This is a genomic window from Pseudomonas sp. 22085 (genome assembly GCF_052045815.1).
In the GTDB taxonomy this organism is placed as follows: domain Bacteria; phylum Pseudomonadota; class Gammaproteobacteria; order Pseudomonadales; family Pseudomonadaceae; genus Aquipseudomonas; species Aquipseudomonas glycinae.
In genome coordinates, this window is sequence record NZ_JBQEQA010000012.1 from 88,357 (window position 1) to 109,387 (window position 21,031).

The window sequence follows — 21,031 nt, forward strand, 5'->3', positions numbered from 1 at the left end:
TCTGCCTAGAGAAAAAAAGGCTGCCCTATAACACAGCTCACCCGTTGATCACGCACGCTCCCCAATACACCACCACTGAACTTCGACTTCATCATCCTCTTGGGTTACGTCATGCCCATGCTCAATGAATTGCTCGGGCACATCCAAGGCCAGCCTGTCGCTCAAGTGTATCGGAGCAAGCGAGTTCTGCTGCCCCAGAAAGCTCATGTAGTACTCACGGTCATAGAACACAGTCACCTCACTCTGGTGTAACCAAGGCCAAGTCAATAAACAGGCGACGCGGTAGTAGCCTTGACTGCGATCCGCTGCGCGGGAGAGGTGGGCTGCTGCTTCGAGCAACTGCTGAACACAGAAGGCCTGCACTTCGATACGCGCTTGTGGACCTTGAACGAGGGTATTGATTACCGGGATTTTCCAGTTTGAGTAGCGCTCGTGCTCATCGAAGCGAGGATGGAACTCGCCGCTGAAAGTCGAGGCCCAGTATTCCAGTGCACGGAGATGGCGGGGGATGTTTCGGAGTTTTTTGTTACTGAGGCGCAATCTTCGCAAGGGCATGTCCTTATGGGGTGTAATGAAGCTAACGGCTAGAGCAAAAAATGGGGACGAGAAAAAATGGCCACTGCTCACGCCTGCGTCAGCGCCATTCTCTCCCGGAACTTAAGTCAAGGCGAATTGACCGGGCGTTTACCGATAGGACTTCTCTTCAGGCACCACTATATTCGACTCGATCTTCTTCCCCATGCTGATGCGGGGGTCGGTCGAATAGCCCAGAGATTCATAAAAGGCTTTGACACTTTCATTTGAGCTGACGATTTGCAGATTGATTTTCATGCACCCTCGCGCCGTCAACGCCTCCTCTGCATGACGGACGAGGTTCATCCCTATGCCTTTTCTGCGATGCGACGGGTGCACCGCCACCGAATACAACCATCCACGATGGCCGTCGTATCCGGCGAGAACGGTGCCAACAACTTCATTTCCTGACAGGGCAACAAAGAAAAGGCCATCCGCTGCGGCCAGTTTTTTGTCGATAGCGAGGCTGGGAGTGTTGTGCGCGGTTTCGTAGCCGAAAACGGTTTCCCAGAGTTCCACGACGCAACGGCGATGGTGTTCATTTGAGTAGTCGGCAATAGCGTCCATGTTGTAGCTCTCACATTGAAGGGGCTGACGCTAGCGCCTTGGCGTGGGTAATGTCCACTGTCTCTTTTTGGCCAATAGCTGCCATTTACCATGGCAGCTACAGGCAACGCTCATTCCCTCTGTCGATGCGTACTATCGGACGCTATAGAGGGCAGGGGTTTAGCTCTTAACCTCAACATGATCCAACGCCTGATTCACCGCCAACTCACTCAACATCACCAACTGCGCAATCCCTATCGCAGTCTTGCGATGAGCCGGTTCTAGCGTGGCCGCAAAGTTATTGAGCATTTCACTGGCCGATCCCAATGATTCGCTGGCGTTGGCCAGGAGTGATTCGGTGTTGTACGCCGGGTTGGCCATGTACATGGGGTCGTGTTTGTGGTGGCTGCCCATGATGCGTTGTTGTGGGGTGAGGTAATGGTCGAGCGCGCGTTCGGCCGCTTCGTTCAGGGTCCGTGAATCCGGAAATTTGTAGGGAGAAACCGGATCGGTTTCCGGTGGGTTCGGTGTTGGTTTGAACATAGATGTAACTCCAGGGTGAGAAAGTGGAGCCATCAGCCTCGCTACCAAACGAGGGTGGTGGCCATACGGAGGTTGGTAGACCGGTCACCTGGATACCCGGCGCGTCCGAAGACGCCCTACGCATGGCCACCATAAAACAGCGGACGAAAGAGTCCCTGCAATCCGGCGTTGCGATGCGACAGGTAATCCGGGCTACCAAACCCGATCACTGTTTTTCAGTGACCCGGAAACGATAAAACCCGCACCCCAGACGCACAAGCCGGCGGATTCTGGCGTAGTCGTAGGCAATGACGCAAGACGCTGTAGCCGTGGGGAAGTAATGCCGGGCGTTTCTAAACACCCTTCGAAAAACGCTTAAACACGTCGACCTCGCCATGTCGAAATCAGACGCCCTACGCAGCTCCTGAATAAAAGCGGACTCCCGTCTGCGGGATAACGCGACCACATCGATTTCATTTTTCCTCCGTCCCCATTCTTTCTGGGCACCTACCAGCACTCGTCGCTTTTTAAGCTTGATGAAACGTTTCAGCAGGTTTATAAAAACGGCACAACTCCAAGAAAGGCTGCTCCCATGACCCCGCTCAAACTCGTTGTTGCCCTCAGCGCACTGTCCGCTGCCTCCCACGCCATGGCCTGGGATTACGTTCTGCTCGACACCGACAAAGCCGCGCAGAACTGGCAGATCACCAGCCAGCAACTCGGCGTGAAAACCGACAAACCTTTCAGCGTCAGCCTGCGCACCTTGCATGGCGGTCGGCAGGAAGGCGTCAGCATTGTCGACATCGATAACGGCACGATGAAACTCTCGGTGGTGCCGACGCGGGGAATGAACGTCTTGCAGGCCTCAGTCGGTAATGTGCGCATGGGCTGGGATTCGCCGGTCAAGGAGGTGGTCAATCCGTCCTTCATCGAACTCAATGGCCGCGGTGGTCTGGGCTGGCTGGAAGGCTTCAATGAACTGGTGACCCGCTGCGGATACGAATGGGTCGGCCACCCCGGCGTCGACAACGGCGAACTGCTGACCCTGCACGGCCGGGCCGCCAACATTCCTGCGAACAAAGTCACCCTGCACATCGATGAAACGCCACCGTACGCCATCACCCTGCGCGGTGAACTGAAAGAGCAGGCGTTCAAGAAAGTCGACTTCTCCGTCGCCACCGAACTGGTCACCGAACCCGGCAGCGTAGTGTTCGCCCTTAACGACACCCTGACCAACAACGGTGACTATCCGAAGGAATATCAGGCGCTGTACCACAGCAACTTCAGCACCCCGTTCCTGGAGCAGGGCGCTCGTTTCGCCGCGCCGGTGAAACAGGTGTCGCCGTTCAACGACAAAGCGAAGGGCGATTTGGCTGAATGGCAAACCTACCGCGCACCGACCAAGGACTACGACGAAACGGTTTACAACGTCGTGCCGTATGCCGATGCCAAGGGCGATACGTTAACCGTGTTGCATAACAAGGCTGGCAGCCTGGGCGTTTCGGTTGGCTTCAATACGCAGACATTGCCGGTGTTTTCCCTGTGGAAGAACACCGATACCCAAGGTCAGGGTTATGTCACCGGGCTGGAGCCGGGGACGAGTTTTTCCTACAACCGCCGTTATCAGCGGCCACTGAACCTGGTGCCCACCATCGGGCCGAAGGAACACAAACAGTTCCGCATCAGCTACAGCTTGTTGGCAGATAAGGCAGCGGTGGAGAAGGCCTTGAAGCAGGTGAGCGACATTCAGGGCGGGCGGGAGACCGAGGTGCGGCAAACGCCGTTGGTTGATCTGACCAAGGGCTGACACCGGCCAAAAATGGGGGACTGATTTATTTTTCCTGAATAAATCAATCCCCTTTTGTATTTGATCAAGAGAGCGGGTTCAGCTTTCTTGCGAGTCAAAGTGCTTGATTCGCCACTCAGCCGGCTTCCAGCACCACTGCCGGTTGCAAAGGTGTCGCTTGATAGACCAGCAGTTGCCACTGCTCGTCGGTTTTCTGCCAGGCGGTGAGCGTGCGATTGTGAAGATATTTTCGTACGCCACCGGAGGTGACAGTGGTGGTCATTTCACCTAGCGCGATGGCCAACTCGCCAACCCTTGTCACTTTGTCGATCTGATGGTCAAGGGCGTGATAAATGAACTCACGGGAGCGACATTTATCCAGATAGGTTTTCAGGTTGTCGACGACGCCGCTGGAATGAATGTAGGTCAGATCCGGATGGAACAAATAGCTGAAGATATCCAGGTGCCCACCGAGCATCGCGGCGCTGCGTTGTGCTTCGCAGGTTCGGATGACCAGATCGATTTGATCGTTAGGCATCATCTGTTGCTCCTCGCGCTGCCGTGACGATTATTTCAATCAGCAGTCTGCCGCCAAGATCAACACCGTAGCAGGCGCGCTGGGGCCAATGCTGCGGATTGTCACCGATCCATTTTGCCCAGATTTCATCCACTTCGGGTTTGTCGGCCATGTCCGCCAGCAGTACCTGGGCGCTGAGCATGCGCGAGGTATGCGAGCCAAGACCTTCAAGGCTGGCGCTCAGCGTGGCGAGGGCCTGATGAGTCTGTCCGACGATATCCAGCGACGTGTCTGCGCTGGTGGCGACTGTGTAAACGATATCGGCGTAGGCGCAGGAACGGCTACGTCCTGCGTGGCCGCTTGGGACGCGTTCAATTGTCTGCATAGTGGGTCTTCATCCAGATTGAAGTGAGGCAGAAGCTGGTATCGACCAGCTTCTATCGTCCATGTTTAAACCGGCTGTGTTGCTTCTTCTGCGGCAATGGCCGCCTGTACGCTTGGACGTGCTTCGATACGCTCCATGAACGAGGCCAGTTCTGGCCAGGTATTGATATCGATGTTGAAGAACGGCAACCATTTAAGAACAGTGAACAGATAAGCATCGGCGAGACTGAAAGTGCCCAGCAGATAGTCATGCTGCACCAGGCCTCTGTTCAGGTAATCGAGGCGTTTGAACAGTTTCTGACGGAAAATTTCCTTTACCGGCTCGGGGATGTCCGAGTTGAACAACGGAGCGCTGCCACCATGGATTTCCGAGGTGATGAAGTTCAGCAATTCCTGCAGGCGTGTGCGCTCCCAGGTGCCATTGGCCGGTGCCAGTGAGTTGCCGGGAACCAGGTCGGCGAGATACTGGACGATGGCGGGGCCTTCGGTCAGCACCTGGCCGTTATCCAGCACCAGTGCAGCGACGTAGCCCTTGGGATTGATGTCGCGGAAGTCACGGCCATCTGCCGTGGCTTTGGTCTTGTTGTTGACGCGGATCAGCTCGAAAGGCAGGCCCAACTCCCGCAACACGATGTGCGGTGACAGTGAGCAGGTCATGGGAGCGAAGTACAGTTTCATGAGTATCTCCTTGATAAGAGGGCAACGCGTACCCGAACGTGTTGCCGTATCACGCCAGAAACGGCTGTGAACCTTGTTCCAGACATATTGGTGTCATATCGCCGATCCGTAAAATTACGATCTTATGTGCCCATCATTAGGTCGTCTTATGTCCATTCAGGCGACTTTCGCTTCAATACTGCGAACCGTCATCGGGATGTCACTGCCCAATGTCGACTTGCGGATTTCATTGAGAAATGCCTGCGCGGAGGGCGTGCGTTCACCGGCCGCGGAACACACCAGTCCGAATTCCCGGTAGATCGGTTTGCTCAGTTCAAAGACTCGGATGCCGCGGCGATCCACGGGCAATGTCGAGGCCGGCACGATGGAAATGCCCATGCCTTCGCTGATCAGCGCAAACGCCGTGGTCCAGTCACGCACGGTGATCTTGATGTCTTTAAGGGTGAGGTTTTCTCGCTCGACCAGCGTCTGACCGTTGAGGTGGCAGCCACCGGTCGCCAGGATGAAGGGTTCTTCCACCAGGTCGCTGAGCGCGACCGTGCTGGCTGAGGACTTGCGTGCCAGGTCATGGGTCGCAGGCACCACCGCCACCCACGAGTCGCGTCCCAGCAACAGCGCACCTCGGGACGGGCAGGGGTTCATCACAACGCCGAGGTCGATGCTGCTGTTGGCCAGCCACTGTTCGACTTCTTCGTCAGTGCCTTCGAGTGAAACGATTTCGATGCCCGGGTGCAGCCGACTGAAACTTTGCAAAAGCGGCGGCAGGAGATTGGCGAATACCGAAGGGAAACTTGCGAGTTTGATCCGTCCCAAATGACAGCCGCGTGATGCATCCACCAGGTTCTGGATCGATTCGAATTCGCTGAGCATGCGGCGGGCGCGATCAATGATCTGCTGGCCGATGGCGGTCGCGGTCGTCTGCCGTCGATCGCGCACGAATACTTTGACTCCCAGCGCTTCCTCCATTTGCGTCAGGGCCTGGCTGGCGCCTGACTGGGTGATGCCATAGCGCTCGGCGGCGCGGGAAACGTTTTCGGCGTCAGCCACGGCGACCAGCAGTCGCCAATGCATCAGGTTCATCATCTCAGTAGTTCCTCTTATGTTCGGGTAATAGAGAATTAATTTTACGAAGTGTGCGCGCCACCTCAGGATCACCTCCTTAACGCAAAGGGAGGTGTTGGAAAGTGGGCAAAACCCTGTCGATGGATCTGGTGGGCGGACCTGCCTCAACGGCGCCCGTTTTACTGGGCGTGGCGTTGAGCTCGTTCATGGTCGCGCTGGATGTCACAGCGCTGAATGTTGCGCTGCCAGGCATTGGTCAGGACCTGGCAACGGGGATGGACCGGCTGCAATGGATTGCCGGCGCCTACACGCTGGTATTTGCCAGCCTGCTCCTGTCCGCCGGTGCGCTGAGCGATCGTCTGGGGGCCAGAAAAGTGTTCCTGTGTGCCTTGATGATATTCACGGGGGCATCGATAGCCTGCGGATCGGCTGATGGTGTGGTGGCGTTGATTGCCGCGCGCGCCGTGCAAGGTATTGGCGCGGCGTTGATGTTGCCCAGTTCCATGGCCTTGCTGGTCGAGGCCTACCCCGATCCCGAAGCGCGGGCCAGGGCAGTCGCCTTGTGGGGCGGTATCTCGGCACTCGCGCTGGTGAGTGGCCCGTTGTTGGGCGGCATGCTGATACAGCTGGTCGACTGGCGCTCGATCTTTTATCTGAACGTACCGTTCTGCCTGATTGCCCTGGCTTGTTTTGCACTGCGCAGAAGTGTCATTACCGTTCAGCCCCGTTCCATTGACTGGACCGGACAGTTGCTTTCGGCGCTGGCTCTGGTGTCGTTGATCTTTGCGTTGATTGAAGGCCCGGTTTGGGGCTGGAGGCACCCTTGGGTCATCGCGACTTTGCTGGTGGCAGTGATCGCGGGGCTGGCATTTATCTATTCCCAGCGGGTGCAGCGCGAGCCGATGCTGCCGCTGAGTCTGTTTCGATCCAGAACATTTTCTGCGGCGATCGGCGCCGGATTTCTGCAAACGCTGGCGTACTACGGCAGTCTGTTCGCGCTGCCGTTCGCGTTGCAGGGCCAGGGCCGCACGCCTGTCGAGATTGGCGTAGCGATGATTCCGATGACCATTGCGACGGGGGTCATGGCCAGTGTTTCAGGGCGATTGTCCAACGTGTTCGGTGCTCGCACCGTGGGTGCAGCAGGCATGTTGTGCGGTGCGCTTGGCGCAGCATTGCTCGCGTTGTTCGGCCTTGATCCTGTGTGCCTGGTGTCTGGCGGTCTGTTGATCGGTCTTGGTGGTGCGACCTTGCCGGTGATCGTCGGTGCCTGTCTGGCGAGCGTGCCCAATGGCAAGGTCGGCGTCGGTTCCGGCGTGCTCAACGCAGCGCGCCAATCCGGCGGGGTGACGGGGATTGCCTTGCTCGGCGCGGCCCTGGAAGGATCGGGACACGCCACCGGCGCGCTGTCGATCATTGCGCTGTCGTTCGTGGCTGCGGCTGTGCTGACCGTGATGCGGCTCTACACCGATGAAGTCGATGTAGTCAGTGAATGCTGACCGGCGCGCCGAAGCTTGCCGGTGAGGTTTTGAAGAAGTGATGCGGCATTCGCCTGCCAGCGCCCATTGGCGCGGGCAGGTAAATGCCACGGTCATGTAGCGGTTCGGGTTGTGAAAGAGCGATTCGTCAAGACGTTGATGTGCGCTTGCCGAAGATGCAGCCAACAATGGAGTTCAAGCCCAGCGACGTACCGTCCCGCAATCCAGCCCCAACAGGTCGAGCATGCGGCCGACCGTGTGATCGACCATGTCCTGGATCGATTGCGGTTGAGCCTAAAACACCGGTACCGGCGGCATCACGATGCCGCCCATTTCACAGACCTGCGTCATGCTGCGCAGATGGCCCACGTGCAACGGTGTTTCCCGAACCATCAGAACCAGTGGCCGGCGCTCTTTGAGGGTTACATCGGCGGCGCGACTGAGCAGGCTGCCGCTGATGCCGACGACGATGCGTCGTTCAGGGCTGCTCATGGGTATCCACCGTATTGTCGAATGCGCTGACCGATGGAGCTTCACCGGGCAGACCCAGATCGGACCAGCGTTCACGCACTCGCGCATAGACCGAGGGGCGCAACAGGGTACGCATCGGGAAGTTGCGAATATTGCGGTAATCCTTGCAAGCGTTGATCAGCGCCTTGGAGCCAAAGAAGCGTTTCTCTGGTGGATTTTGTGCCGGATCCAGCGGTGAGCCGCGGGTGTTGCGCAGGATATCGATGTCATCACTGGGGGTTGCGCGCGTGGCCATCGCCCATAGCACCTGGTTCATGTCGGTGGGATCGACATCCTCATCCACGGCGACTATCCACTTGGTTATGTAGGCGCCGCCGGGTACCTGGCCGGCAAGTGCCAATGCTTGCGCAGCGTGCCCGGCGTATTTCTGTTCAAGACTGATGACGATCATGCCGAATGCTCCGGCGGCAGCGGGCGGACAATACACCCCCTGTATGCCCTGGATGCCGAGCTTGTCGAGGTCGCTCCAGATCTTGGCCGAGCGAATGGTGGAGAAAAACGCACTTTGCTCGTTCGACGGAAAATCGGCCATCAATGCATTGGTCAGAATCGGTCGGTTGCGGTAGTGCAGGGCAGTGACTTCGATCAGTGGGCAATCGATGTCTTTGTAGCCGTAGTAACCGGTGAACTCACCGAAAGGCCCTTCCTCACGCGTCGAGCCGGGACGGATCAGGCCTTCAATGACGATCTCCGCGGCGGCGGGAATCAATAAATCGGAATGTTTTGCCCGTACCACTTCGATGGGCTTTCCTTTGATGCCGCCGGCAAAGTCATATTCGCTGACGCCTGGCGGCAAGGATTGCGACCCCACCACCATCATCAAGGGATCGACCCCCCACGCCGCTGCAACGGGCAACGCCTCGCCCTTGGCCCAAGCCTGATGAATGTGACGCAGAGCATCCTTGCCCGGTGCCAGCGACAGACCGACTTCCCGTGGCCCCTGAATCATCATGCGATAAGTGCCGACATTCAGGTAACCCGATGCCTGATCCCGGGTGAATACCGCGTCCGCGGTCCCGGCGTACGCACCGCCATCTCGAGGCCAGTGCCTGGGGATCGGAAGGCGGGTGAGGTCAATGTCATTGCCAGTGAGTGTGTTCTGGTAGATCGGCGCGCTTTCGGCGTTGATTTCCAGTGGGGCCAGGCTGTGTTTGAGCTTGTCCTTTGTACGACGGATCAGCTCCATCGTCGGTGTATCCGGCGCCTCTTCGAGAGTAATCGCGGTGCGGGCCACGCTCGGGCCGAAGATATTCCACAGGTGGCGCAGGCCCAGTGGTGAATCTTCCTGGTCGAACAGCACAGCGGGGGAGTGACTCTGGCGGGCCACCAGATAAGTGATGGCGCTCATTTCTTCGATTGGATCGACAACGGAGGAGACGGTCTGCAATTCGCCGATTTTCCCGGCTCGTGCCAGCCAGTCGCGCAAGTCGGCAACCGGTTCAATCAATTCGTTCATTTTCATTATCCGCAGGGACTGAAATGGAAAAACGACGGGCGCATGGATGCGCCCGTCGTCAGGAGATCAACGTTTGTCGATCGAGTACTTTCCAGGCCCCAGAAGGCAGAGGAAAAGGAAGCCGCCGGCGATGCTCACATTCTTGAAGAAGTGCACGAACAACGTGTGATGATCGACCGGATTGGTGCTGTTCCAGAACGCATGGCCGATGATTCCGGTCCCGATGGTGTACACCACGAAGATCGCCGCGATCGGCCGAGTCCAGAAACCGAACAACAGCGCCAGACCACCGAAGAACTCGATGATGGTGGCGACGATGGCAGTGAACTCGGGTATCGGGGCGTCCACTGATTTCAGGTAGCTGACAAAGCTTCCATGATCGGTGACGTAGGTGAAGCCGAAGTATCCGTACAGGATCAGAATCATGATCCGTGCGATGAGGATCATCGCGTCGCGCTGGTCGTCGAATAGCTGATAGCGTAGGTACATTCCATTGCTCACAAGTCAGATTGGATAAGGGATCGTGCTGGCCGACTCTGGATCGGGCAGGTGAAACGCACGATCGAACACTTGAGGGTTCACTGCGTTTTCGGGGTTTGGTTGTGCGTCGAACACGTCGAGAACGTTGCCCGCCGCCAATTTCGCCATACGGCTGACCGCCTCGCGGGAGACCCCCGCCAGGTGCGGCGAGCAGATGACGTTGTCGAGACTCGGCAAACCGCTGCCATGCACCGGCGGTTCTGGCAGGAACACATCCAGCGCGGCACCGGCCAGACGTTTTTCCAGCAATGCCTGATAGAGCGCCTGCTCGTCGACAATGCCGCCACGGGCGGTGTTGATCACGTATGCCTGAGGTTTCATCAGGGCCAGCCGTTCGGCGGACAGCAAACCGATCGTTTCATCGGTCTTCGGACAATGCAGGCTGACGTAGTCGGCCTCCGCCAACGCATGTTCCAGAACGGCAACCGGTTGCGCACCGGGAGGCAACTGTTGCGGTGCAAGGTACGGGTCATACACCTTGACCCGCATGCCCAGTGCCAGAAGAAGCGTGGCGACACGAGCACCAATTCGACCACATCCGATCAACAGCGCTTCGCGACCTTCCAGTTCACTCGGCAGGTACTCGTAGCGCCGATGCCAGTTGCCGCTGCGCACCAGGTGGGTGAGTGCCTCGGTACGTTTGGCCAGCGACAGCATGAACCCAAGCGTATGCTCGGCCACTGCCCGGTGGTTGGCGTTGGCACAGACCATCACCGCAATGGCTGCCTCGGTCATCACCGGGATATCGACCGCATCGAAACCTACGCCGATTCGCGACACGACTTGCAAGCCTGGTGCCCGCTGCAACTCGGCGGCGCCGAACCGGGTCAGGCCGAGGATCACTCCATGGACAGCGTCGAAACTCTCGAGCAAGGCGTGGAACTGGCTCTGCGGGATCGTATTCTCGAACTCCACCACTTCGATATCGTCACGCTTGCGCAACATCTGCTTGCCTTCGTCACCCAGAATGTGAGCGATCAAAACGCGTTTGCGGCTCATGCGACCTGCTCCTGTAACGCTTTCCCGGCAAAGAACTCACCGTCGTTGACACCAATGCGAAACATCACCCGCCGAGCTTCTCGCGGCAGTTCGGTCGCGCAATGCAAGACGGAGCGGTTATCCCATATCAGCAAGTCGTGTGGCTCCCACTGATAGTTGAAGATCCGCTCTGGGGTCAGCGCGAACTCGAACAGCTCGTCGAGCAATGCCTTGCTCTGTTCTTGCGAATAGCCGTTGATATTCACGGTATAACCCGGGTTGACGTAAAGACTTTCCCGCTGAGTGCGCGGGTGTACAGCCACCGTCGGGTGAGTGCTGGCGGGGAATGTCTGCTCGAGGCGTGCGAAAATTTCCTGTATCGACTCCCCGACATCGTCTTCCTTGACTTTGTAAGTCCAGCGCACATCGTGTACTGCCTGACGATTCCTGACACGCTCGTACAGGTCCTTCGGCAAATCGTCATACACCGATTGCATATCCACGAACAACGTATCGCCACCCGTTTCGGGCAGTTGTTGTGCGTGCAGCATGGTCAGTGGCAGTGGTTTGGCCAAATAGCTGGAGTCGCTGTGCCACATGTTGCCGAGCTTGCGTGCACCTACCGCACCTTCGCCATTACGGTTATTGATCACCAGAATGTTCGGGTAGTCAGGGTCGTGGTAACTCTTGAGCTTGAACTGCTCAAGTTCCCCGAAGCACGCGGCGAACTGTTGATAACCGTCCCGGGTCAACCTCTGATTTTTCAACGCCACCACTTTGCGTTCGTAGACAAGTTCCTGAATGGCACGAATCTCATTCAGGGACGCTGTATTGATATCGAAATTCGTCACCGCGGTGACAAAGGTGTCCGCCAGATCCGTTCGTTTCACGTTGAAAGTCTCCTGCACGACGTCGGTCAAACAGCCAGCGCGGGCTGGACCTGGCCAACACCAGGGCTGACTTGCGATGAATCGCTGCTTTTGAGCATCAGGCTCAGGTCGAGAATATCGGCCGGGTTGTGAGCGCAGGTGACCGACATGCGCAACGCTGCCTGACCGCGCGGTACGGTCGGGAAGAACACGACAGACGTGTAGTGGCCCTGTTGCAGCAGGTATTCGCCTTTGGCGATGGCTTCTTCTTCGTTACCGATGCGCACGATACGGATCGGCAGTTCACTGCCGCTGGTTTCCGTAGGGATCAGGTTGTCGAACAGCTGCATGTTGTTGCGCAGCGCGCGTTGCAGTTTATGCAGTTCAGGTGTGGCATGAATTTCCGCCGAAGCCAGTGCCGCGCCCACGGCCGCCATGTTGGGTGCGCAGGAGAATCCGTAGGTCGGCGCATAGCGACGAATCGAATTCTCGATATGTCGGGTGCCCAACATCAACAGACCGCCCGCTGCGCCGTAGCCCTTGCCCAGCGATGCGGCGACGATGGTGTTCTCGTCCAGACCGTCGAGTTGCGAGCGGACAAAACCTTCACCGTGCTGACCCACCACCGAAATGCCGTGGGCGTCGTCCAGATAGACGAACAGACCGTATTTGTCCTGCAGCGCGCGCAATTCGCGGACCGGCGCAGCGCCGCCCATCGAGTAAGCGCCGTCGCCGACGTAGGCAACCTTGCGCCCGCTTTTGCACAAACGCTCCAGGTGGTCGAGGTCGTTGTGCTCGATGACGATGACTTCAGTCTCTTCGCGCAGGACCGGAATGTGATATTGCAGAGTCACGTGGGCAAAGCGGTCGAACGCGATCAGCGGCTTTTCACCGCCCGTGAACAGCCCGGCGGCCAGCAGGGGCAGGGCGCCCATGTTGGCGGCAGCCACAGTCGGGAAAACCACCACGCCGTTTACATCGAACAATTTGGCGAGGGTTTCTTCCAGACGCATCAGTGGCTCTGCGGTGAGACGAGTGCGGGCCACCGAAAAGTGCGTCGACGGGGTTTCATCCATCGAGGCCCTGGCAGCTGCGAGGACTTTCGGGTGAGCGTCCAGGTTGAGGTACCCACAGCGGGTGTAATCGATGACTTCCCTGCCGCTGGTGGCGATTTCGATACGGCGGTTGTCCAGTACGCGGCAGGAAACCCCCATCAAGCCTTTTTCATACGCAGCATCGAAATGCGGGCGGCTGATTTCAGCCATTCTCGAGGCATTGCGCGCTTTGAGTTGTGGTGTTTTTTCGTCGGCGCTGTTGTTGATTTCAACTGTCTTATTCACGGCGATCTCATCCTTTGAGTGGTTGTTTCAAGCCGTTGTGGCTTGAAAACAGCACTAGAATCCCCGACCGCTGAAACATTTTGCAAAGGACTTCTTGGGTGATACCTTATGACAAAATCTCATGAGCATAACGAAGTCTTATGGTCGCCAGAATTCCCTCTCTCAATGGATTGAAAGCGTTTGAATCTGCTGCGCGCCACATGAGTTTCACCAAGGCCGCCGAAGAGTTGAATGTCACGCAGACGGCCATCAGCCATCAGATCCGCCGACTTGAAGATGAGCTCGGCGTTCGCCTGTTTCTGCGGCTCAAGGATGGTCTGGCGCTGACTACCGAAGGTCATGCGTATCTGCCCGGAATCCGCTCGGCTTTTCATGAGTTGCGTTACTCCACGGAAATGCTGCTGGAATCGACCAACAACAGCGCATTGACCATCAGTACTCTGGTTTCTCTTGCCTCCAAATGGTTGTTGCCGCGTCTGGCGTCTTTTCAGGAGGCGTTTCCCAATATTGACGTGCGTGTGACCGCTTCGACCGATCTCGTCGACTTCCGCAAGGGCGGCATAGACGCCGCCATCCGCTACGGCTTCGGCGACTGGAAAGGGTTGCGGGCGGACTGGCTGATGTCAGACGAAATCTTTCCGGTGTGCAGCCCCAAGCTGCTGACCGGCCCCATGGCCCTGAAGAACCCCGTTGACCTGGCCAATCACAAGTTATTGCAGGTCAGCGGGATGACCAGCAATGACTGGAACATGTGGTTGAGTGCTGCGGGTCAGCCGAAGAAGCTGGCTGAGGGCACTCGGCTGACGTTCGATCTGGCGATGATGGCGGTACAGGCTGCCATCGACGGATTAGGGGTCTGTATTGGTCGATCGACCTATGTCGATGACGATTTGAAGGCCGGGAAATTAGTGGCGCCATTCAACCTGAAACTGAAATCCGATCTGGGCTTTTATCTGGTGACACCGCTGGAAATCGCCAACTCGAAGAAAGTCGTGGCGTTCCGGACCTGGCTGATTGATCTTGTACAAGGCGCTGGATCTGCAGCGATCGAATCAGTTCACGCATAAAGGCGTGTGCAAATTGATTGGCCGTTGCGCTGTTGCATCTCTTCCACGCGATGTTCAACGCAGCACTTCGACTGTCCCGCAACAATCGGCGACTGGCGCGCCTCGAGCATTGGGTGAGTCTGGCTGAATGTGCCGGGATTCACCCTCGGGATTCACCATGTCGAAATCAGACGCCCCCATGCCGCTCCCAGGCTATTTGCGATCAACGCCAGGCACGTAAGGTGACGCATCATTTCATCGCCCTGCGTCGTTGTCTGACCGAGTTGTAACGCTGCAGCGCTTGAGGTGCGCCGCTCTGGAGCAGGGCAACAGGAAGAAATGATGATCGCCTGACACGTCGTCAGTACGCCCAAACGTCGATCACCAGAGAACAACAAAAACAATGAATAGCTTGAACTCGAAGGACTCGAACGGTCAGTTGGCGCAGGGCTTCAAGCCGCGTCATGTCACCATGCTTTCCATTGCCGGCATCATCGGTGCGGGGCTGTTTGTCGGCTCCGGCCACGCCATTGCCGCCGCCGGCCCGGCCGTCTTGCTCGCTTATCTCTTCTCCGGTCTGCTGGTCGTGCTGGTCATGCGCATGCTCGGTGAAATGGCCGTGGCCCATCCGGACACGGGATCGTTTTCTACCTACGCCGATCAGGCCATGGGGCGCTGGGCGGGGTTCACCATCGGTTGGTTGTATTGGTGGTTCTGGGTGCTGGTCATTCCGATTGAAGCGCTGGCCGCCGGGCATGTCTTGAACCAATGGTTTCCTCAGGTCGATGCGTGGCTGTTCGCATTGTTGTCGATCATTTTGCTGGTGGTGACCAACCTGTTCAGCGTGTCCAAATACGGCGAGTTCGAGTTCTGGTTTGCGATGGCCAAAGTGGTGGCGATCATTGGGTTCATCGGCCTGGGTTTTGCGGTGTTGATGGGCTGGATTCCGGAGCGTGAGGCCAGCGGTTTGAGCCGGTTGATGGAAGAGCACGGCGGTTTTGCGCCCAATGGTTTGTCGGCGGTGGTCGGGGCCTTTATCACCATCATGTTCAGTTTTATCGGGACCGAAGCGGTGACCATCGCGGCCGCCGAATCGAGCAACCCGGCGCAGAACATCGCCAAGGCGACGCGTTCGGTGATCTGGCGCATCGGCGTGTTTTATCTGCTGTCGATTTTCGTGGTGATTTCCGTGGTGCCCTGGAACGATCCGCTGCTGGCGTCCGTCGGCTCTTACCAGCGCGCGCTGGAGCTGATGAACATTCCCCACGCCAAGTTTCTGGTCGATGTGGTCGTGCTGATCGCGGTGGCCAGTTGCATGAATTCCTCGATCTACATTTCCTCGCGGATGCTGTTCTCGCTGGGCCGACGCGGCGATGCCCCGCAACCGCTGAAAGTGACCTCCGCTGCGGGCGTGCCGAGGGCGGCGGTGATTGCCAGCACCGTGATCGGTGCCGGGGTGACGCTGTTCAGCTATTTCATGCCGGCCGGGTTGTTCCAGTTTCTACTCGCCAGCTCCGGCGCGATTGCGTTGCTGGTGTATCTGGTGATCGCGATCTCGCAATTGCGCATGCGCCGGATGTTGCGTCGGCAGAACGTCGAACTGACGTTTCGCATGTGGCTGTTTCCGTGGCTGACGTGGCTGGTGATTGCGTTCATCTGCGCCGCGCTCGCGGTGATGATGGTGACGCCCGAGCATCGTCTGGAAGTGACATCCACTATCGGCCTGGCGCTGGCGATTTCCTTTATCGGGCTGGTGACCACGCGCCAGCATGGGCAGGCGAGGGCGGCGGTCGCGGCGGGCAAGGCCTAGGTTTTTCTGATGCTTGAACGGTGGGGCTGGCCCCGGCTTGGGCGCGGGGGATGTCCGATCACCGGGCTTCGGCTCGCAGCCAACGTCTGACTTCGCCCTGTATCGCATAGGCCGGTGCCTCGACCGCATTGAAATCCTGTGTATACCGCTGAGCGAACCCATCGACGCCCCATTCCTGAAACTGCTGCACATGCTTCAGTTCGTGGGCCCAGAGCGCGACGTTGTGTTCTGCGGTTTCAGCGTCGCGGAACAGGATGATGTCGATCAGCGTCACTGCACCGACATCCGGGTTTTGAAGAATGGCCGTGGCGGCGTTGTATTGGCCGTCGTCGGTGATTTTGTAGTGCACGGCATCGAGGACGCCAGGGTCATACCAGCGCAGCAGTTGCTCCCGAATGTGCGGCGGAATCGGTTTGATGTCGGTGCTGGCGGCTTCAGCGCGGGCCTGGGTCAAGGCCATCGCCAGAGCGGGTGTTGCGAGCCGCAAGAGGTCTTCAGACAGGCGCACCGGGTCCGGCAGGCAAATGCAGCTGTCGAGACACACTTGTTTTTCGCCGGCAGGGCATGGGGCGGCCTGGGCCGGTGCTACAAGGGCAAGCCAGGTGACGAGGCTGATGAGCGTGGAGGGCATGGGCGCTTTTCGATCGTAAGGCCGCACCAGAGAAAGGGATCAGGCACAACGCGACAAACAACGCGTTGCGCACCGACCCCATTGGACCTCAACCGCGTTTCGGCAGCTTCCAGTTCGGGCGAATGAAGTGGCAGGTGTAGCCATTCGGAATGCGCTCGAGGTAATCCTGATGCTCCGGTTCCGCCTCCCAGAACGGCCCCGCCGGTTCGATTTCGGTGACCACACGACCTGGCCACAGGCCCGATGCGTCGACATCGGCCGCAGTGTCTTCGGCGATATCACGTTGCTGCTCGTTCAGGTAATAGATCGCCGAACGATAGCTCGGACCGAGGTCGTTGCCCTGGCGGTTGGGCGTGCTGGGGTCGTGGATCTGGAAGAAGAACTCGAGGATCTGCCGATAGCTGATCACGGTGGGGTCAAAGACGATTTCGATGGCCTCGGCGTGGTTGCCATGATTGCGGTAGGTGGCGTTCGGCACATCGCCGCCGGTGTAACCGACCCGCGTCTGCAGCACGCCGGGGTAGCGGCGCAACAGATCCTGCATGCCCCAGAAGCAGCCGCCGGCGAGGATTGCAGTTTCGGTTTGAGTGGTCATGGCATGTCCTTCCTCTCGAATGGGTCGCAGATGTTCCTTGATATGAGGGAGTGTGGGCTGATTCCAAGGTTGATTCGGTAAATAAATCGTGAAGCGTGGAGTTGGCTGGTGGTCATTGCACTCAGCGATCCATGCGCGGCATCGCCGCAATCGGCTGGATTTGCCGGGAAGCCTGCGCCGAACACCAGCGATTCCTGCCTTGCTGTTTCGCCTGATAGAGACAAGTGTCCGCCGACTTGAGCAAACTGGCCGGGGTCACCGTCTCGTCTACCGGATAGCGGGTGGTGATCCCGGCACTCGCGGTGACATACCCCAGCGGGTGCGCGGCATGTTCAATCTCCAGCGAACGAATGGTCTGCAGAATGTCTTCAGCCACCTGAATCGCCCCGGCGCTGTCGGTGTTGGGCAGCAGCACGGTGAATTCCTCGCCGCCGTAGCGCACGGCCAGATCCGAGGGCCGCTTGACCGCTTTGCGGATACCGTCGCCGACCGCGATCAGGCAGTCGTCGCCAGCGGCATGGCCGTACTGGTCGTTGTAGCGCTTGAAGTAGTCGACATCGAGCATGATCAACGACAGCGGCGAACCCTGACGGCGTGCCAGACGAATCTCGTCCGTCAGCGCCGCGTCCAGGCGCCGGCGGTTGCCCAGGCCGGTGAGGCTGTCGGTCAGCGCCATGTCGCGCATCGTTTTGTGCGCGGAACGGATCTCCCGCTCCATTGCCATCCGCTGACGCAACTGGCTCAGCACGATGAGCCCGAAACAGGCCAGCACCAGAATCAGGAACACCAGCACGAAACCGTTTTTCAGCAGATCCTGGCGCCACGGCGCAATGATGGAGTCACGGGACAAACCGGCCTCGACCACCAGCGGGTAGGTAGTCAGGGCGCGATAGCCGTAAAGGCGTTCGGTGTCGTCGACCACCGCCCTGATCTGGACAATGCCCTGGTTGGCGTTGGGCAGGTAGGTCTTGAAGATCTCGCTGTTCGCCAGACTTTTTCCGACCACCGAGGCAATGAACGGCCGGCGCACAAGGATCGTGCCGTCGCGCATTGCCAGCACCAGCGCGCCTTTGTCATCGATGCGGAAGTCACCGTAATAGTCGACGAAATAACTGACCTTGACCGTCCCCAGCAACACGCCGGCGAACGAGCCGTCGGGGTTGTTCAAACGCCGCGAGATCGGAATGATCAGGTCATGGGTGGAACGGCTTTCCACCACCTGGCCGATGCGCACACCTCGGTCTTCATGGGTGCGGTGGTACTGAAAATAATCGCGGTCGGCGTTGTTGGCCGTCTCGGGCGTGACCTCCTTGTCGGTCACGATCCAATGGCCGTCCGGACCGTAAATGAACAGGCCGTGCAGCTGCGGCATGATTTTCGATTGCTGAATGAGCAGTTTGTGAATCCGCGCCACATCGAGGTTCTGCAGCCCATCGCCCTCGACACGCTCGGCCAGCCCGGCGGTCAGCACATCGACCTGGCGGATGGTGTCCTCGGCGTGTTGCGCCGTGGCGCGGGCGAGGTTGGTCACCGAATCACGCGCGGAAGCAAAGACCGAGCGATAGTCGCGCCACGTCCGCCAGCTCTCGACCGCCAGAAAGGCCACAACCACCATCAGCATGAAACTGACGGTCAGCCGAAAGGTCGAGCCGGCGTTCACGCCTTGGCGGGGTGCGCGCGGTGCTTGATCTGGAGTGGGCGCTTGCGTATTGCGTCCGGGCATCAACATTTCCCTGGAGGTCGTTCTGAGCGGGCGAACATTATGACAAGGATAGGCGCGAAGGTCGGGCCGGCTGTGTGAACTGCCTGGCAGTTTGAGTTGATTGTCCGCTTTGGGTTGACGGTTAAACGCTTTTCAGACGATTTATCGCTTTAAGACGAGTCAGTAATCTGTGCCCATCTTGAACGCAAACGCACTTCCACAACTAAAAAGGGATTCACACATGAGCACTCCAACCTACAACCGCCTGAACAAAGACGACGCCGTAGTTCTGCTGGTCGACCACCAGACCGGCCTGATTTCTCTGGTTCAGGACTTCTCGCCAAACGAGTTCAAGAACAACGTACTGGCGCTGGCCGATCTGGCCAAGTTCTTCGAATTGCCGACCATCCTCACCACCAGTTTCGAACAAGGCCCGAACGGCCCCCTGGTGCCGGAACTCAAGGAAATGTTCCCGGACGCGCCGTACATCACCCGCCCAGGCCAGATCAACGCCTGGGACAACGAAGACTTCGTCAAGGCGATCAAGGCCACTGGCCGCAAGCAGATCATCATTGCCGGTGTCGTGACCGACGTGTGCGTAGCGTTCCCGACCCTGTCGGCGCTGGCGGAAGGATTTGACGTGTTCGTGGTGACCGACGCCTCCGGCACCTTCAACACCACCGTGCAGCAAGCCGCGTGGAATCGCATGACCCAGGCCGGCGCACAGATGATGAACTGGTTCTCGGTGGCCTGCGAACTGCACCGCGACTGGCGCAACGACATCGAAGGCCTCGGCAACCTGCTGTCCCAGCGCATCTCGAACTACCGCAACTTGATGAACGGCTATGCCGCGCTGACGGCGCATCAGAAATAACCGGATGCCGGATGGACGAAAGCCTGCTTTGAAAAAAGCAGGCTTTCTTTTTTATTGCGTTATTCCGGGCGCGTTCGTCATTCGATTGGCTGAGCTCTATAGGTTTTATAGAGCTGCTGAACCTCTGGGTCGTCAAGGCTCCCATACGTAATGCCTTCCTTGTCCAGACCATCCAATCCTTTTATGCCGCCGATCATTTCCGGCCATTCGTCACGGCTGGAGATGTCGATGACGAAAGGTAACAGGTAGGTGTCGAGATGCCCTTTGAATGGATCTTGAATTTCATTGCTGAGTGCGCGGAGATATTCGTCCTTGTTGGTTTCTGACCAATCGATGGCAAACCTCGTCCGATAGCACAGTTCCATGTACACAAGCAGTATTGTGCGGCCATTGCCATCCAGAAACGGGTGAGCAGAGGCGAGCTGCCCCATCACTTCCCCTGGACGATCTCTGAAGCGTTTCTTGTTTGCTGCAAGTTCAAGAGCGTACTCGACGGACCTTTTAATGAGGTCGGGACGTTCAAAGACGGTGTGGTGAGGATCTTCTTTCGAGCCCTTGAAAACAGCGAGGTGGGGCACCAGTTCGTTCCTGTCTTTTCCCGCCCAGGGATAAAAACCTGAAAACAGGATTTCATGAGTCTTAAGAACGGATTTGAAATCGATGGTTTTTTTCTTTGCCAGATAGGCCAGAGCGTCTTCGATACTCGCTTCAAAGGCGAGATGCTCGGACTCTTTTACTTCAGTGGGGTCTTTGAGCTTGAGCGAGTTTTGAAGATAGCCCGCTGTTTCGAAATCGCCGAAAGGGTCAAATATCATGCACTAAGCTTCTTTTTCGAACGCCTTTTTTCCTCAAGGTAGCGTCCTTGAAACGACATGATTTCGGATTTGTTCAGCACACCTTTCTTTTTGAGATTGACGAGCAACTGCTCAACGCCGTCCAGCTCAACTAGATCTCCTGCCAGACGAGTGATGGTAACCGCCATGCAGCTCATGCTGTCACGGTCTGCGGTAACATGATGCGCCTTGGCAAGCCGACGAACCTCGGTTGCGACACTGTCAGTGGCTGGTTTAGTCATTTTTAAAGCCCTTGTTCACTTGCTCTGAGCATAGCATGACG

The 21,031-nt window shown here is 57.9% G+C and carries 23 protein-coding genes; 5 read left to right on the forward strand and 18 right to left on the reverse strand.

All coding sequences use genetic code 11. The features are described 5' to 3' along the window. Nucleotides 1–48 precede the first annotated feature (48 nt). From ACTJK7_RS16360 to ACTJK7_RS16370, 3 genes are all read right to left on the reverse strand, one after another. A complete protein-coding gene (locus ACTJK7_RS16360; RefSeq protein ID WP_440819229.1) occupies nucleotides 49–549 on the reverse strand; it encodes a DUF3916 domain-containing protein in 501 nt (166 codons plus the stop codon). A 135-nt stretch (nucleotides 550–684) separates the two neighbouring features. Next, a complete protein-coding gene (locus ACTJK7_RS16365; RefSeq protein WP_440780547.1) occupies nucleotides 685–1,140 on the reverse strand; it encodes a GNAT family acetyltransferase in 456 nt (151 codons plus the stop codon). Between the two features lie 159 nt (nucleotides 1,141–1,299). Then, a complete protein-coding gene (locus ACTJK7_RS16370; RefSeq protein WP_074690741.1) occupies nucleotides 1,300–1,662 on the reverse strand; it encodes a DUF6124 family protein in 363 nt (120 codons plus the stop codon). 571 nt (nucleotides 1,663–2,233) lie between these two features. On the opposite strand from ACTJK7_RS16370, the gene ACTJK7_RS16375 reads away from it, so the two are divergent. After that, nucleotides 2,234–3,448: an aldose 1-epimerase family protein gene (locus tag ACTJK7_RS16375; protein ID WP_323151317.1), complete on the forward strand. Its 1,215-nt coding sequence runs from the start codon at nucleotides 2,234–2,236 to the stop codon at nucleotides 3,446–3,448. 115 nt (nucleotides 3,449–3,563) lie between these two features. On the opposite strand, the gene ACTJK7_RS16380 is transcribed toward ACTJK7_RS16375, so the two are convergent. From ACTJK7_RS16380 to ACTJK7_RS16395, 4 genes are all read right to left on the reverse strand, one after another. After that, nucleotides 3,564–3,965: a nuclear transport factor 2 family protein gene (locus tag ACTJK7_RS16380; RefSeq protein WP_139831627.1), complete on the reverse strand. Its 402-nt coding sequence runs from the start codon at nucleotides 3,963–3,965 to the stop codon at nucleotides 3,564–3,566. Next, entirely contained in the window at nucleotides 3,958–4,329 is a 372-nt protein-coding gene (locus ACTJK7_RS16385) for a Rid family hydrolase (RefSeq protein WP_064381993.1), read from the reverse strand. The genes ACTJK7_RS16380 and ACTJK7_RS16385 overlap by 8 nt, the downstream gene beginning before the upstream one ends. 65 nt (nucleotides 4,330–4,394) lie before the next feature. Continuing rightward, complete coding sequence (gstA, locus tag ACTJK7_RS16390; RefSeq protein WP_323151318.1) at nucleotides 4,395–5,006, reverse strand: glutathione transferase GstA; 612 nt, start codon at nucleotides 5,004–5,006, stop codon at nucleotides 4,395–4,397. A gap of 156 nt (nucleotides 5,007–5,162) precedes the next feature. After that, on the reverse strand, nucleotides 5,163–6,089 hold the full coding sequence (locus ACTJK7_RS16395) for a LysR family transcriptional regulator (protein WP_170928993.1): 927 nt from the start codon (nucleotides 6,087–6,089) through the stop codon (nucleotides 5,163–5,165). Nucleotides 6,090–6,190: 101 nt separating this feature from the next. Between ACTJK7_RS16395 and ACTJK7_RS16400 the strand changes: the two genes are divergently transcribed. Further along, nucleotides 6,191–7,564, forward strand: a complete 1,374-nt coding sequence (locus ACTJK7_RS16400) for an MFS transporter (RefSeq protein ID WP_440780546.1) — start codon at nucleotides 6,191–6,193, stop codon at nucleotides 7,562–7,564. Between the two features lie 273 nt (nucleotides 7,565–7,837). Here the strand turns inward: ACTJK7_RS16400 and ACTJK7_RS16405 are convergent, their stop codons facing one another. From ACTJK7_RS16405 to ACTJK7_RS16430, 6 genes are all read right to left on the reverse strand, one after another. Next, complete coding sequence (locus ACTJK7_RS16405) at nucleotides 7,838–8,035, reverse strand: flavoprotein (RefSeq protein ID WP_440780544.1); 198 nt, start codon at nucleotides 8,033–8,035, stop codon at nucleotides 7,838–7,840. After that, nucleotides 8,022–9,500: a UbiD family decarboxylase gene (locus ACTJK7_RS16410; protein ID WP_440780543.1), complete on the reverse strand. Its 1,479-nt coding sequence runs from the start codon at nucleotides 9,498–9,500 to the stop codon at nucleotides 8,022–8,024. The genes ACTJK7_RS16405 and ACTJK7_RS16410 overlap by 14 nt, the downstream gene beginning before the upstream one ends. Before the next feature lie 96 nt (nucleotides 9,501–9,596). Continuing rightward, a complete protein-coding gene (locus tag ACTJK7_RS16415) occupies nucleotides 9,597–10,019 on the reverse strand; it encodes a DoxX family protein (protein ID WP_064381990.1) in 423 nt (140 codons plus the stop codon). 15 nt (nucleotides 10,020–10,034) lie between these two features. Further along, a complete protein-coding gene (locus ACTJK7_RS16420; RefSeq protein WP_084776995.1) occupies nucleotides 10,035–11,069 on the reverse strand; it encodes a hydroxyacid dehydrogenase in 1,035 nt (344 codons plus the stop codon). After that, the gene (locus ACTJK7_RS16425) at nucleotides 11,066–11,938 is read right to left on the reverse strand and encodes a TauD/TfdA dioxygenase family protein (RefSeq protein WP_440780542.1); all 873 of its coding nucleotides are present in this window, start codon (nucleotides 11,936–11,938) and stop codon (nucleotides 11,066–11,068) included. Before ACTJK7_RS16425 ends, ACTJK7_RS16420 begins: the two co-directional genes overlap by 4 nt. Nucleotides 11,939–11,964: 26 nt before the next feature. Next, entirely contained in the window at nucleotides 11,965–13,257 is a 1,293-nt protein-coding gene (locus ACTJK7_RS16430; RefSeq protein ID WP_218190062.1) for an aminotransferase class I/II-fold pyridoxal phosphate-dependent enzyme, read from the reverse strand. Nucleotides 13,258–13,397: 140 nt separating this feature from the next. Here ACTJK7_RS16430 and ACTJK7_RS16435 point away from each other — a divergent pair, with 140 nt between their 5' ends. Then, nucleotides 13,398–14,324, forward strand: a complete 927-nt coding sequence (locus ACTJK7_RS16435) for a transcriptional regulator GcvA (protein WP_064381988.1) — start codon at nucleotides 13,398–13,400, stop codon at nucleotides 14,322–14,324. 382 nt (nucleotides 14,325–14,706) lie between these two features. Further along, complete coding sequence (gene gabP / locus ACTJK7_RS16440; protein WP_108561434.1) at nucleotides 14,707–16,113, forward strand: GABA permease; 1,407 nt, start codon at nucleotides 14,707–14,709, stop codon at nucleotides 16,111–16,113. 58 nt (nucleotides 16,114–16,171) lie between these two features. Here gabP and ACTJK7_RS16445 read toward each other — a convergent pair whose 3' ends face one another. From ACTJK7_RS16445 to ACTJK7_RS16455, 3 genes are all read right to left on the reverse strand, one after another. Then, the gene (locus ACTJK7_RS16445; RefSeq protein WP_108561436.1) at nucleotides 16,172–16,744 is read right to left on the reverse strand and encodes an eCIS core domain-containing protein; all 573 of its coding nucleotides are present in this window, start codon (nucleotides 16,742–16,744) and stop codon (nucleotides 16,172–16,174) included. A gap of 88 nt (nucleotides 16,745–16,832) precedes the next feature. After that, nucleotides 16,833–17,339 (reverse strand): peptide-methionine (S)-S-oxide reductase MsrA, encoded by a 507-nt coding sequence (msrA, locus tag ACTJK7_RS16450; RefSeq protein WP_064381985.1) that lies wholly within the window; start codon nucleotides 17,337–17,339, stop codon nucleotides 16,833–16,835. 121 nt (nucleotides 17,340–17,460) lie between these two features. Then, nucleotides 17,461–19,062 carry a sensor domain-containing diguanylate cyclase gene (locus ACTJK7_RS16455; protein WP_440780539.1) on the reverse strand — a complete coding sequence of 534 codons (1,602 nt, stop codon included), beginning with the start codon at nucleotides 19,060–19,062 and terminating at the stop codon, nucleotides 17,461–17,463. A 220-nt stretch (nucleotides 19,063–19,282) separates the two neighbouring features. Here ACTJK7_RS16455 and ycaC point away from each other — a divergent pair, with 220 nt between their 5' ends. Continuing rightward, nucleotides 19,283–19,915 carry an isochorismate family cysteine hydrolase YcaC gene (gene ycaC, locus ACTJK7_RS16460; RefSeq protein ID WP_440780538.1) on the forward strand — a complete coding sequence of 211 codons (633 nt, stop codon included), beginning with the start codon at nucleotides 19,283–19,285 and terminating at the stop codon, nucleotides 19,913–19,915. Nucleotides 19,916–19,992: 77 nt separating this feature from the next. Here ycaC and ACTJK7_RS16465 read toward each other — a convergent pair whose 3' ends face one another. Together ACTJK7_RS16465 and ACTJK7_RS16470 are read right to left on the reverse strand one after the other, a co-directional pair. Further along, nucleotides 19,993–20,730, reverse strand: a complete 738-nt coding sequence (locus tag ACTJK7_RS16465) for a Fic family protein (protein ID WP_323151325.1) — start codon at nucleotides 20,728–20,730, stop codon at nucleotides 19,993–19,995. Next, nucleotides 20,727–20,990, reverse strand: a complete 264-nt coding sequence (locus tag ACTJK7_RS16470; RefSeq protein ID WP_108561443.1) for a hypothetical protein — start codon at nucleotides 20,988–20,990, stop codon at nucleotides 20,727–20,729. Before ACTJK7_RS16470 ends, ACTJK7_RS16465 begins: the two co-directional genes overlap by 4 nt. Between the last annotated feature and the right edge of the window lie 41 nt (nucleotides 20,991–21,031).